Source organism: Selenomonas sp. oral taxon 920 (assembly GCF_001717585.1).
Lineage (GTDB): Bacteria > Bacillota > Negativicutes > Selenomonadales > Selenomonadaceae > Centipeda.
The window spans coordinates 1,055,869-1,069,093 of record NZ_CP017042.1 but is presented as its reverse complement, the minus strand read 5'-3'; the positions used below and the strand labels follow the sequence as shown (position 1 = coordinate 1,069,093).

At 54.6% G+C, this 13,225-nt stretch carries 15 protein-coding genes; all 15 read right to left on the bottom strand.

Translation table 11 applies throughout. The features are described from left to right. Positions 1–19 precede the first annotated feature (19 nt). The gene (gene rpsA, locus BCS37_RS05010; protein ID WP_069180438.1) at positions 20–1,174 is read right to left on the bottom strand and encodes a 30S ribosomal protein S1; all 1,155 of its coding nucleotides are present in this window, start codon (positions 1,172–1,174) and stop codon (positions 20–22) included. After that, positions 1,171–2,001, bottom strand: coding sequence for a 4-hydroxy-3-methylbut-2-enyl diphosphate reductase (gene ispH / locus BCS37_RS05005; protein WP_069180437.1), 831 nt, complete (start codon positions 1,999–2,001; stop codon positions 1,171–1,173). The genes rpsA and ispH overlap by 4 nt, the downstream gene beginning before the upstream one ends. A gap of 121 nt (positions 2,002–2,122) precedes the next feature. Further along, a complete protein-coding gene (gene crcB, locus BCS37_RS05000) occupies positions 2,123–2,497 on the bottom strand; it encodes a fluoride efflux transporter CrcB (protein WP_069180436.1) in 375 nt (124 codons plus the stop codon). Continuing rightward, entirely contained in the window at positions 2,494–3,117 is a 624-nt protein-coding gene (locus BCS37_RS04995) for a histidine phosphatase family protein (RefSeq protein ID WP_069180435.1), read from the bottom strand. The genes crcB and BCS37_RS04995 overlap by 4 nt, the downstream gene beginning before the upstream one ends. Before the next feature lie 22 nt (positions 3,118–3,139). Further along, positions 3,140–4,018, bottom strand: a complete 879-nt coding sequence (locus BCS37_RS04990; RefSeq protein WP_069180434.1) for a GHMP family kinase ATP-binding protein — start codon at positions 4,016–4,018, stop codon at positions 3,140–3,142. Then, positions 4,009–4,776: an adenosylcobinamide-GDP ribazoletransferase gene (gene cobS / locus BCS37_RS04985; protein WP_069180433.1), complete on the bottom strand. Its 768-nt coding sequence runs from the start codon at positions 4,774–4,776 to the stop codon at positions 4,009–4,011. Before cobS ends, BCS37_RS04990 begins: the two co-directional genes overlap by 10 nt. Positions 4,777–4,785: 9 nt before the next feature. Next, entirely contained in the window at positions 4,786–5,745 is a 960-nt protein-coding gene (cbiB, locus tag BCS37_RS04980; protein WP_069180432.1) for an adenosylcobinamide-phosphate synthase CbiB, read from the bottom strand. Next, positions 5,742–7,265 carry a cobyric acid synthase gene (locus tag BCS37_RS04975; protein WP_069180431.1) on the bottom strand — a complete coding sequence of 508 codons (1,524 nt, stop codon included), beginning with the start codon at positions 7,263–7,265 and terminating at the stop codon, positions 5,742–5,744. The genes cbiB and BCS37_RS04975 overlap by 4 nt, the downstream gene beginning before the upstream one ends. After that, positions 7,265–7,837, bottom strand: a complete 573-nt coding sequence (gene cobU / locus BCS37_RS04970; RefSeq protein WP_069180430.1) for a bifunctional adenosylcobinamide kinase/adenosylcobinamide-phosphate guanylyltransferase — start codon at positions 7,835–7,837, stop codon at positions 7,265–7,267. The genes BCS37_RS04975 and cobU overlap by 1 nt, the downstream gene beginning before the upstream one ends. Next, complete coding sequence (locus BCS37_RS04965; protein WP_069180429.1) at positions 7,825–9,192, bottom strand: cobyrinate a,c-diamide synthase; 1,368 nt, start codon at positions 9,190–9,192, stop codon at positions 7,825–7,827. Before BCS37_RS04965 ends, cobU begins: the two co-directional genes overlap by 13 nt. A 14-nt stretch (positions 9,193–9,206) precedes the next feature. Further along, positions 9,207–9,842 carry a precorrin-8X methylmutase gene (locus tag BCS37_RS04960; protein ID WP_069180428.1) on the bottom strand — a complete coding sequence of 212 codons (636 nt, stop codon included), beginning with the start codon at positions 9,840–9,842 and terminating at the stop codon, positions 9,207–9,209. A 14-nt stretch (positions 9,843–9,856) separates the two neighbouring features. After that, on the bottom strand, positions 9,857–10,639 hold the full coding sequence (gene cobK / locus BCS37_RS04955; protein ID WP_069180427.1) for a precorrin-6A reductase: 783 nt from the start codon (positions 10,637–10,639) through the stop codon (positions 9,857–9,859). Then, complete coding sequence (gene cobJ / locus BCS37_RS04950) at positions 10,636–11,391, bottom strand: precorrin-3B C(17)-methyltransferase (RefSeq protein WP_069180426.1); 756 nt, start codon at positions 11,389–11,391, stop codon at positions 10,636–10,638. Before cobJ ends, cobK begins: the two co-directional genes overlap by 4 nt. Next, positions 11,379–12,467, bottom strand: coding sequence for a cobalt-precorrin 5A hydrolase (locus tag BCS37_RS04945; RefSeq protein WP_069180425.1), 1,089 nt, complete (start codon positions 12,465–12,467; stop codon positions 11,379–11,381). The genes cobJ and BCS37_RS04945 overlap by 13 nt, the downstream gene beginning before the upstream one ends. After that, entirely contained in the window at positions 12,464–13,219 is a 756-nt protein-coding gene (cobM, locus tag BCS37_RS04940; RefSeq protein ID WP_069180424.1) for a precorrin-4 C(11)-methyltransferase, read from the bottom strand. The genes BCS37_RS04945 and cobM overlap by 4 nt, the downstream gene beginning before the upstream one ends. Between the last annotated feature and the right edge of the window lie 6 nt (positions 13,220–13,225).

Genomic DNA, 13,225 nt, shown 5'->3' with positions numbered 1-13,225 from the left:
GAATTATTTGTATCTGAACTTACTTCAGCCAGTCGAGATGTGCCTCGACCTGACCTTCTGTATTTTCGCTGGACTCAGCCCGTTCCGACTGATGCTCGTCCACATACTTCTTGATGTCTGCTTGATCCGCGTCGCGCTTTGCCTTGGTGATCGAAAGCGAAATACGCTTGCGCTTCGTGTCAATACGGAGCACCTTAACCGTCACAATATCGCCTGTATGAACAGCCTCATCCGCACGCTCAATGCGTTTCTCGGCGAGCTCACCCATCGGGATAAGACCGTCAAAGCCCGGCTCAATCTCCATGAACGCACCAAAGTCCGTCAACTTGATGATCTTGCCCTCGATGAAGTCGCCCTCAGCATACTGCTCTGCCTTCTCCACCCACGGATCCGGAAGGGTGTCCTTGACCGATAGAGAAATGCGCTTTGCATCGCGGTCAACACTCTTGACAAAGACATCGAGCTCCTGCCCAACCTCGAGCACCTCAGACGGATGCTTCACACGATGCCATGCAAGATCGGAGATGTGAGCAAGGCCATCCACGCCGCCGATATCGATAAACGCACCGTAGTCAACAAGACGCTTGACCGTACCACGTACGACCTGCTCTGGCTCGATCGCTGAGAACACAGCCTCTTCCTTCTCCGCGCGGTCACGCTCTAGGAGCTTACGGCGTGAGAGCACAAGGCGACGCTTCTGGACATCGATCTCAATAATCTCAGCCTCAACCGTCTGATCTACATAGACCGCGAGATCTTTGACAAAGTGCAGTTCCATCTGAGACGCGGGAATAAAACCGCGCAGTCCCATGACGTAGGCAACGAGACCGCCCTTGACCTCTTTAGCGATTTTGGCTTCGACCGTTTCGCCCTTCTCCTGGATCTCCTCGATGTCCTTCCACGCAGCCATCTTGTCCGCCTCGACCTTAGACAGGCTGCCACCGTTATCGCCGCCGAGCGACTTGATATAGACATCGATCACATCGCCGACCTTTACAACATCGCGTGCATCGTCCGGCGCAGGAACGGCAAGATCCCTCTTGGAGACAGGAATCTCCTGCTTATATCCGATATCGACATACGCTTCGTCGCGGGATACCTGGACAACTTCCCCCTTGACAACCGTACGCTCCTGGATATCGGGCATATCTTCCTGTTCCAAAAGTTCCTTCATGCTCTGCTCTGACACTGTTTATAAACCTCCTTGATAATCCAGTCCGGTGTAGAAGCACCGGCTGTAATACCAATTTTATTAACATCTTTCAGCCAATCGTCCTGCAGCTCTGCTGCAGTCTCGATGTGGTATGTTCTGCATTTTGTGGCGCATAGCTGGGCAAGCCGCGTTGTGTTTGCACTGTTCTTGCCGCCGATAACCAGCATTAGATTGACCTTTTCAGCAAGTTCCAAGGCCGCCGCCTGGCGCAGATCCGTCGCTGTGCATATGGTGCGCAGGATCTTAATCTCATGTGACTTTTCCAAAAGGCACGATACAATACTCTGGAACCGATCGCCGGAGAATGTCGTCTGAGAGACGATCCCAAGCTTTCCGATACGCGGCAGAGCTTCTGCCTCCGCCTCTGTCTCGATAATATGAGCACCTTTCGCCGTCCACTCGAAGATACTCTTGACCTCCGGATGGTTCTTCTCTCCGACAATCACAACCGTATAACCTTCCTCGGATAACAGTTTTGCCGAAAGTTGTGCCTTTTTGACGTGCGGACAAGTCGCATCCACGAGTTCTAGACCGCGTGACTCTGCCTCCTCATACACGTCTGGTCCCACCCCATGGGAACGAATGATGACAAGCCCATCCTCCATCTCATCGAGTGAACCGACGGTGCCGACGCCCTCATTTTTCAAGCGTTCCACCATCTGCGGATTATGAATGATCGGACCAAGTGTACTGGATGTACCATCCGGGGAGGCATTATCTCGGGCAATCTCAATAGCGCGTTTGACGCCATAACAGAACCCCAAGTGCTCAGCTAAAATAACCTCCATACCCCTCACCAAAGTGTATATTGATTCTCAATGAATCCACACATACATAATCCTATCCACACAATCTGTGTAACAGTATAACACGCCTGCCCCTCCCACGCAAATAAAATTTATTTTTTTGTTATATCTGCCATCCACTGACAAGATTCCTTGCTGCGAGGAGCGCGGCAAGGCCGAGCAGAATGCTCAGGATAATGTAGAGAACACCAATGGTAAGACGCCCTTCTTCCAACAAAATCAAGGATTCCAGAGAGAACGTTGAAAAGGTTGTAAAGCCGCCGCAAATTCCCGTCTGCAGGAAAAGCACAAGACGCGGGTCAAAGTCATTGTGTTTGCCGACAAAACCAACAATCAGACCGATGGCAAAGCAGCCGATGATGTTAACTGCAAACGTGCCGAGCGGGAATCCACTGCCAAGTTTTGAAATCATCTGTCCGAGCAGATAGCGACAGACGGCTCCGAGTGCGCCACCCACCCCGACAGCAAGCAGATTCATCGTACATCCTCTGAACGCAAATGGGAGATGTCGTTCATCAGCGTCACAACGGCAAAACCGTCATCTTCAAAACGAATCTTATTGACCGCCGTATTGAGCTGGGATACGTGCCAGATGGAGCGAATTGGCATGCCAAGAATGTCGGCGAGCAGAATACGGATAGATGCCCCATGTGAGACGATAACAACACGTTTACCGCGTTGCTGCACGACAATTTCGCGTACACGTCCTGCCACTCGTCTTTGAAAATTGGGGAAAGGTTCGCTGTTTGGAATATCAACACGTTCGGGATCGTTGTAAAAACGTTTCATTGCATCGGGATCTTCCGCATTCACGTCACTGAACGTTCGCCCTTCCCATGCACCAAAATTGAGTTCACGGAGCAGCGGATCGGGTATTATGGACAGTCCGAACCGCGCGGCAAGCGGTGCCGCCGTCTCCATCGCGCGCGTGAGATCACTTGCATAAATCGCATCCACACGGTTCAGCGCCAGATTCCGCCCAAGCACCTCTGCCTGCATACGTCCCTCCCCCGACAACGGCACATCCGAATGCCCCTGAAAGCGCCCCGTCTTGTTCCACTCCGTCTCCCCATGACGAATGATGATGATTTCTGTCATATTCCCCTTTCCTTTCCAAGATTCAAGGTCTGATCTCACAGACGACCCCGCCAGAAATCAGGCGTACCGTCTGCATATAGTGATAGGTTGCCTCAAATTCCGCTGCAAGTTCCGATGTCTGCTGCGCCATATCCACCGCACTGAGATCCGAGGCCCACAGCACACCGACTACCGTTCCGCTGTGTGCCACAAGAGTTCCAAGCGCGCCTTGTCTCTGCGCAGCGGTAATAAATTCCTCCAACTTTGGCTTTTCCAGATGCACTTGGTTGAGCCGTGCACTTGCCGTCGCCGCCTGACCGAGGAGCGCCTCCTGCTGCAGATCTCTCGTTCGAAAAGCCTGATCTACGGTATCAAGCAGCTGCCGGTACACCTCATCATGATTGCCGCTGTTCCCCTTGCTTCGATAGTACGCAATCGTGTCAACCGTCCCGCCCACATCGAAAATGGAGACGGCAAGGAGCGGTACATTGAAATACTGCCCAAAGAGTTTGCCCGTCGTGTGACTGACATGGGATAGCCCCGCAAACGCAATGCCGTCGCTTGGCTCAATGGCAATTGCAATATCCATGATCTCCTGCGCTGTTAGTTCCCGCCCAAGGGCACGCGCAGTAGCGTATGAGACAGCAGCGATGTCGGCACTCGATGATGCCATGCCCTTCCCCTGTGGAATTGCAGAGTCCAGACGTATACCGAACGGCAGTGTCTCTTTCCCGATATGGGAGAGGGTTCGCGCCACAGCCGCCTCCGCCTTTGCCCCCAGCCCGTGCATCCCCGGAAACGCATCGGAGACAGTCGCCACCGCATACATACTGATGGGTGCGGTCACAAGAAACGGTGTCTCATTGAGGACGCCTTCCACGAGTTCACCGCAGGATGCCGGTGCTTTTGCAATTATCTCCATAAAATCCCCCAAACATCTGAATTAATCGACGCAAGTGAAAAAATCGCAAGGACGAGCGTCTCCGTGAGTACAGTCACAGCTCCATAGACATCCCCCGTCACACCGCCGAGTGTCGTCGTCATCGCACGACAGAAAAGCAGTGCAAAGAGAATACCGAGCATGAGCGCAACAAACGCAAGCAGCCCACACGGCAATACAAACACAACTGTCATAACAGAGGCAGTCACAATGGTCTTACGATCCGCCATATCCGCAAACGTCTTCCCCATACCATCAGCACGTGCATATGGAAAACACGCGATGGCAAGCACCATCGCCATCCTGCCGATAATCGGCATAATAAATAACGCGGGCACGAGCAGAAACGGGTGCATATCGAGGAGCAGTGCAAACTGAAGGAACATGAGCAAGACAAAGGAGACAACGCCGAACGAACCGACACGGCTGTCCTTCATGATTTCGAGCTTGCGCTCACGCTCGCGTCCAGAGAATACGCCGTCCGCCGTATCCATAAAGCCATCTGCATGCAGTCCGCCCGTCAAGAGGAGCGGCAGGATGAGCAGCAGCACCGCCGTCAGCGTACGCATGCCGATGAAGTAAACGAGAAGCCACGCGGCAAGCGCATAGCAGATACCGAGCACGAGTCCTACGAGCGGGAAAAAGCGTGTGCTCCGTCCAAAGGCGTCCGCCGTCCACACCGTCTGCCGCGCAATATGAATCCGAGTGAGAAATTGAAGCCCGACCAAAAAAGAGTTCATGAAACGCCTCTATTGATAGTAAAGAGAAAACAGATAGTAAAAAAGCAGAAAGAGTACGGTCACCGTATACATGAGACGAACCGCACCGAGAATATGCTTCGCTGAGATCTCCATGTGTGCATCTCCCATATAGGCACGGAAATGCCGCTCACCGAAATAGTAGTTCACCCCGCCGAGTTGGATGTGCAGTGCTCCCGCAACGGGTGCCTCTGCATAACCGCCGTTCGGACTCGGATGCCCTGCGGCATCGCGTACGAGGATGTTCAGCGCGTTGCGTCCGTCATAGCCGAGGAGATATGCCGCCATTACGAAGAGCATCCCCGTAATGCGTGCAGGCACGAAGTTCAGCACATCATCCACACGCGCGGCCATGCGTCCGAAGTAAAGATATCGCTCATTTTTATAGCCGAGCATGGAGTCCATCGTGTTCGCCGCACGATAGAGCACGGCAAGCGGTGCACCACCAAAGGCGAAGAAGAAGAGCGGTGCAATGATACCGTCCACGGTGTTCTCCGCCACCGTCTCAATCGCCGCGCGCGCTGCATCTGCCTCATTGAGCTGCGCCGTATCACGCCCGACGATATAGCCGACGTGTTCCCGCGCTGCCGCAAGATCGCCCTTTACCAGCAAAACATAGATGTCCTGCCCCGCCTTTGCAAGCATACGCGGCGAAATGCAAAAGTAGAGCAGGATGAGGCTGACAATATCGATCCCCCATGCCACAGGAAGCTCACGTGCCGCGAGCAGCAATCCCTCCGCAAAAGCATAGGACAGAGAGAGTATAAGCAGTGTCAGAAGCGCTCCCATTGCAAATTTCTTCTGATTGCTTCCCTGCAGTGGATAGAGAAGTCGCTCCAAAAAACCGATCAAGCGACCAAGCACAGCAACGGGATGCCATCGCGTCTGCGGATCGCCGAGCGCAGTATCGAGAAAGAACGCTGCCATAGCGATGAGCGAGGCAGGGATCATCTGCATTCCTCCACAATCTGCCGCAGTTTCTCCATATCGAGACTTGTACGCACCATCTCCGCAAGGCGGTCGTAAGCTCGTTCCTTTTCCTCACGATAGCGGTGCTGCATGGGTATCTCCGCCCAGCCGCGCTGCACACGCAGACGGTTGAGCAAGCTCCGACGAAAATCATCATCATCGAAAATACCGTGAATGTATGTGCCTATGGTAAGCCCATCCGCAGAAACAGCACCGTCTGCCGCAAGGCCATCTTCTTGAACAATATGAAACGGACGACACGTCTTCTCTAAGAATACCGTCTGTCCCATATGAATTTCATAGCCAAGAAGATTTTTTCCTGAAATTCGCGCCCCCAAAAAGCTAAAATCGGCAGATGCCGAGACCTGACGCAGGCGCTTCTGCGCGGCAAATGTCGTCTCACACGGCAGATAGCCAAACCCCGCTGTCTCGTCACGCACCGACTCCGTGTGCAGCGGATCGCGCACAACTCTGCCGAGCATCTGATAGCCGCCGCAAATACCAAAGAGCGGTGTCCCCGCCGTCACACGTGCACGAATCGCCCGTTCCAGCCCTATCTCACGAATATAGAGCAGATCCTCCGTCGTATTCTTCGAGCCAGGCAAAAGGATAAGATCGGGCAAACCGAGTTCATCAGGGTTTGTTACATAGTAAAGTGAAACATCCGGCTCGTTCGCAAGTGCGTCAAAATCTGTAAAATTCGAGAGCTTCGGTGTGCGGACAACACCGATTTTCAGCTGATCGCTGCGTGCGGAAGTATCTCCGTAATGCTTTTCATCCAGAGATACAGAATCTTCTTCGTCGATGCCGATCTGCTCGATATGGGGTACAACGCCGAGCACGGGCTTGCCCGTCTTTTCTTCAAGGAAGTCGAGCGCAGGTGTCAGCAGGCTCACATCGCCGCGGAATTTATTGATTACAAGTCCTTTGACAAGCGCACGCTCCTCCTCGTCGAGCAGTTCAAGCGTCCCGACAAGTGAGGCAAGTGCACCGCCCCGATCAATGTCTGCGATAAGTAGGACAGGCGCACGCAGATGTTTCGCCACACGCATATTGACAATATCATTCGCCTTAAGGTTGATCTCGGCTGGACTGCCTGCACCCTCGATCACAAGCAGATCATATTCCGCACAAAGACGGTCAAGGGCTTCCTCGACCGCTCCCCACGCTTTGAGTGAGTATCCCTTGTGATATTCACGCGCACTCATATTGCCGACCGGCTCGCCCATAATGATGACCTGAGATTGGGCATTTCCCGTCGGTTTCAACAACACGGGGTTCATATCTACCATCGGCGCAAGCCCTGCCGCCTCCGCCTGTGCAACCTGTGCGCGTCCCATCTCGCGTCCATCGAGCGTAACGTAGGAATTCAGCGCCATATTCTGTGCCTTGAATGGGACGACATGCCGCCCCTCCTGACAGAAGATACGGCAGAGCGCCGTTGTGAGAATGCTCTTTCCCACATGGGAGCTTGTCCCCATCAGCATAATGCTCTTTGCCATCAGATTTCCTCCGCAAGTTTCTTGATATTCACGGGAATTCCACAAGTGACGAGATAGACCTCTGCGGCACTGCGTGCAATCTGCTGATTTGCAAGTCCCGCCATATCGCGATAGAGTCGTCCAAGCCGGTGCTCCGGCACAATGCCCGCTCCGACCTCGTTCGTGACAAATATCGTTGTCGCATCCACGCCCTCAGCCGCCCCCATCAGCGCACCGATCCGCTCCTCCACATGAAGTGCAAAGCTGTCACGTTCCTGCTCCTCCTCTGGGTATTGGAGCATATCGTTGCTCAGGAACATCGTAATACAGTCAAAGAGAATCACGCCATGTTCCGCACCTGCCGCACGAATAGCGTTCTCAGTATTAAAAGGAGCCTCATACGTCGTCCAGTTCGCAGGACGGCGCGCCTGATGGAGATCGACACGTTGGCGCATCTCCTCGTCGTAGACCTGGGCCGTCGCGATATAGGCAACCCGTGCCCCCGACTGCACAGCACAATGTGCGGCATAGCGCTCGGCAAACGCGGATTTGCCCGAGCGTACACCACCCGTGACAAGAACTATCCGCCCCATCTCAGACACGCCTCCACAAAGTGTTCTGCTGCTGTCTGACAGCCTGCAAAGTGCAGATGAAGATAGCTCCCAAGCACATTTTTATAGCTACATCCTGCCAAATATTGGACGTTATTGCGCAGCTTCGTAAATGTGAACGGCCGTACCATCTCGGACATATCATCTGCCTCCTCCACAGAGAAATGGAACTCATGCCCATGCAGAAGGAGACCCGCAGGGCCGAGGACAGTATCTGCCGTCTGCTCCGCCTCCACATAACCGACCATCTGCAGCTTCTCTGTCATGCGTGCACGCATGGGAAATATGTCTGTCATCTCATGTTCTGCTTTATCGAAGTCAACGAGTGAGCGCATCAGATACATATAGCCGCCGCACTCTGCATAGATGGGCATCCCCTCCTCTGCCGCACGGCGAATAGAGCTGCGCATGGAAGAATTTTCGGCAAGCTGCTCCGCAAACATCTCGGGGAATCCGCCGCCGATGATGATGCCGTCCACATCGGGCAGTCTCTCATCATGCAGCGGACTGAACTCCACGATCTCCGCACCGTACTCCTCGAGCTGTGCAAGACTTGCTGCATAGTAAAAGGAGAACGCCTCGTCGCGTGCCACACCGATACGTACATGAACGGATTTCTCCACGCTCCTGCCCTCCGCGATCATCAAGGGTGCAGCAGAATGAGCAAGGCGCAAAATCTCGTCCAGAGCAAGCCCGGCCTTCACGCGTTCACCCAGCGCAGAAATCACCGCCGCTGCCTCATGTTCCTCGACAGGCGTGAGTCCAAGGTGACGCTCCGGCAAAGTAAGGGCAGAGTCACGGCGGAGTGCACCGTATACAGGTATATGGATGTCCGTCATCGCCTTACGGATCATCTCTTCATGCGTCTTGCTGCCGAGACGGTTGAGGAGCACACCCGCAAGATTCAGCTGTGAATCATAGGAACGAAAGCCCAACGCCGTCGCCGCCGCCGATGCGCCGACAGATTTCGCATCTATGACAAGGAGGACGGGAGCATCCAGCGCCTTTGCAATTGCGGCAGTCGAACTGATGCCGCGCTGCCCGCCGTCATAGAGTCCCATAACGCCCTCAATAACGGCAATATCGGCGCCTGCACATTCGCGCGCAAAGATCTCCGTCAGCCGCACCTCGGGTACGAGCCATGTATCCAGATTATGCCCCGTGCGGCCGCTTGCCATGCGATGGTAACCGAGATCAATATAGTCCGGCCCCACCTTGAACGACTGCGCTGTTAGACCACGTGCCCGCAGTGCCGCCAAGAGCCCCGTGACAAGTGTTGTCTTGCCGCCGCCCGACTGGGTTGCTGCAATTACAATGCGCGGAATATTCCACTGCATGAACTGATCTCTCCTTAGGGGCGCGTATTGTCGATGAGATACATAAGTGCATTGATCGCCGCCGCCGCAATTGGGCTTCCGCCCTTCGTCCCCTCGACGGTGATGTAAGGAACAAGGCCGTTTTCCGCAAGTTCCGCCTTGGACTCAGCAGCTCCCACGAAGCCAACAGGAATACCAACGATGCAGGCGGGACGAATGCCCTCCTCACGTACGAGGTGCAGTACCTCAAAGAGTGCTGTGGGCGCATTGCCAATGGCGACAATGCTGCCGTTGAGATCCTTGCCAAACTGACGCATAGCAATCATTGAACGCGTTATGCCCTCGACCTTTGCACGCGCAGCGATATCTGGATCGGCAATCAGACAGTGCACCTCGCCGCCGAAGGAGGCGAGTTTCTTCTTGTTGATTCCCGTGCGCACCATCTCAACATCGGTGTAGATATGCGCGCCGCTCTTCAGTGCCGCAATGGCGCAGTCGATCGCCTCAGGATGCATGCGCGTGATCGGAGCGTAGCCAACATCCCCCGACGCGTGAATCAGACGCGAATAGACCTTCGTCGCGCGCTCGTCGAGTCCAAGCCCCTCCAGATGAGGCGCAATCAGCTCCATACTGCGGTTTTCAATCGCCATCGGTTCCTTGATGAAATCCATAAAAACTCCTATTTCTACGATTCGTTCATCGAATCGACAAATGCCTTCACTTCTTCATATGTATGTGCCAAATGCGGGTAATTCAGCACGGGGCGATCAATGACGACAACGGGCAGCCCCAAGTCGGCCGCTGCCTGAAATTTCGCATCCGTTCCGCCGATTGTTCCACTATTCTTTGTGACAACGACGTCCGCCTTGTACTTCTCATACATGGTGCGGTTCAGTTCGCGCGAAAACGGCCCCTGCATTGCAATGATCTGCGCCGGTGTCAAACCAAGTTCCTCACAGAGGGCGATCACGTCCGCCGTCGGCAGGACACGCGCAATCAGCGTACAGCCCGCAAGCGGCTTCGCCTTCACAAAGCGTTCCAGATTGCGGCTGCCCGTCGTCAAAAATACATTCTTCCCAAAGCGTGCAGCGATCTCTGCCGCATCCTCGTAAGAATGCACGAGATGCACATTCTCATACGAAATATCCGTAAGATCGCGTTCAAAGCGAATGTATGGAATCCCCGCTGCCGCACATGCCGCCATCGCGTTGCGCGACACATTGACCGCATATGGATGGGTCGCATCCACAAAGACACAAATGCCGTGCTCCTTGAAAAAGGTACACAGGCCCTCCTCATCAAGCGGTGTATCATTGATAATGAGTCGCCCGCTGCCTTTTTCCAGCTGCTCCGCAAGAAGCTGCTGCCCGTAAGAGCTGACCACCGATGCAGTGACATCATAGCCAACTGCACAGAGGCGGCGCACAATTTCACGCCCGTCCTGCGTACCTGCTGCCGTGAATATCAAAGTCCCGGCTCCCGCTTCTGATAGCCGCGCGGAGTAATCATCCAGTCGCCAACCTGACGTGTCTTGGAGTTGCCGATAATAACGAGAGAGAACATATTGATGTCCTCCTTCGTAAAGTCACCGAGCGTCGAGATCTGTGTCGACTCATTCGCACGGCTTGCCCCCGTCACAATACCAACAGGAGTCTCCGGCGAGCGATAGTGCAGGAAGGTCTCCTGCACAGCTTTGATCTGTCCCACACGCTTATTGCTGCGAGGATTGTAGAGTGCCGTCACAAAATCGCCCTTTGCGGCAAGTTCGGCACGCTCATGAATAACCTCCCACGGCGTGAGCAGATCTGAGAGGCTGATAACGACAAAATCGTGCATGATAGGCGCGCCAAGAAGCCCCGCTGCTGCACTCATCGCAGAAACGCCGGGAATGACCCCGCCGAACTCCGGACGCTCTGTCTTGTCCATCTTCACAAGCAGTTCGAGAACAAGTCCTGCCATCCCATAGATACCGGCATCACCGCTTGAGATGACAACCACCGTCTCCCCCACAGATGCCTCTTGGAGCGCCGCGCGGCAACGTTCGATCTCTTGCGTCATGCCCGTATCGAGCACCTTTTTCCCATCGACCAGCTCTGCGATCAGCTCCACATAGCGTTTATAGCCGACAACAGCGGTTGCCTCTTCGATGGCGCGCCGTGCGCGATACGTCATATCATCCAGGCTGCCGGGACCAATGCCCACAACACTTATTTTTCCCATAGGAGTGCCACCGTCACTTTCCCAAATATTGTTTTGCCGAGCGCCATGCGCCCTCCTGCTTTTCCTGCCGCACAAAGGGCCGCCGCCTCGGATACATTTCCGATGCCGATCGTCCGGCGGACAAAATCAGACTCTGTAAGTCCGTATCGTTCAATCATTTCTGCGAGCTCCTCGTTCGGATAGAATCGGATCTCCCGTCCAAGAGTCGCTGCCGCAGTAAGCAGCCCTTCCTCCTCGCTCTTGGCCGTTGTACTCGCAAAGAGGTCAATGGCGGACGGCGCGCGGCCAATCATAGCGCACGCCTCTGTAAGCGCGGACAGAATCTTCGCCTCGGTTACGCCTGCACGGCAGCCAACGCCTGCAATCAAGCGGCGCGGCACAAGATACAACGTACGAGGTTCTTGTTCGTTCGGAACAGCTTCTGTGCGTATAATGATGACACGGTATTCATCCCCACCCACGGGCGGTGTACCCTCGCAAAAAAGCTGCGGTTGTATCTCCTCTGCGCGCAAACGATGTTCATAAAACGATGCCTGCGGAAGAGCTGCGTCAATCAAGTATACAATTTCTTTTCCTTCGAGCAGCGCCGTATTGAGCACCTGTATCGAGGACTTCAGAACGGGGCGCAGCGCCAATTTTGCCGCGAGTGCATCTGGTGCAAGTACACCGGTCACATCCGTCGCCGTCGTGATGACGGGATCGGCTCCCACTGCCGCACAGAGTTTCCGCGTGAGTTCGTTCGCGCCGCCGATATGACCGGAGAGCAGACTGATGCCATGCCGCCCAGCCTCATCAAAGACAAGCACTGCAGGATCGTATAGTTTGCTCTCCACATAGGGTGCAAGCATGCGCACAACGATGCCCGTCGCCATTACGCAGATGAGTGCATCATAGCGAGCAAATGCTGTCTTTATGACATCCGCCAGATGCGAGAAATATACAGTCTCGTACTCATTCGGTATATTGCCGAACAGGCGTTTTGGCAGATAAATCGTTCCACCGCCCTCCAAGGCGTCAGAGAGACGCACAGCAAGTCCCGCTCCACCTAGGGTCAGTGCAAAAAGAGCCGTCCTCACGACTTTGCATCCCGGAACATATGTGAAAATCCGGGCGCGTAGAGCTTGGAGAGATCATATTCCGTATCGAGGCAGTCCCCAACCACAATCATTGCTGTGCGGTCGATTTCCTCTTCCTTCACCTGCTCCGCAATGGACGCAAGTGTACTGCGCAGGATCTTTTGTTCCGGCCATGTGGCACGCTGGACAATAGCGATTGGCGTTGTCTCCTCATAGCCGCCCGCAACGAGTTCTGCCACAACCTCCTCAATCATTGCAATCGAGAGGAAGATACACATGGTCGCATGATGTGCGGCGAGGCTACGCAGCTTCTCACGCTCCGGTACAGGAGTCCGCCCCTCGTTGCGCGTGATGATGACCGTCTGAGAGATGCCAGGCAGCGTATACTCCTGCCTGAGTGCTGCCGCCGTCCCAAGAAATGAGCTGACACCGGGCACGACATCATATTCGAAGCCGCGCTTCTCCCATGTGTCCATCTGTTCCTGAATTGCACCGTAGATCGCAGGATCGCCCGTATGCAGGCGTACGGTCACCTTGCCCGCCGTCTCCGCACGCGCAATCACCTCCACTACCTCATCGAGCGTCATATGTGCCGAGTTGTGAATCTCCGCATCCTCCCTGCAGAAATCGAGCAGAGAAGGATTGACAAGCGAACCCGCATAGATGACAACATCCGCCTCCGCAAGATAGCGCGCCCCCTTCACCGTGATAAGTTCGGGATCACCGGGACCCGCGCCTACAATATGAATCATATATAT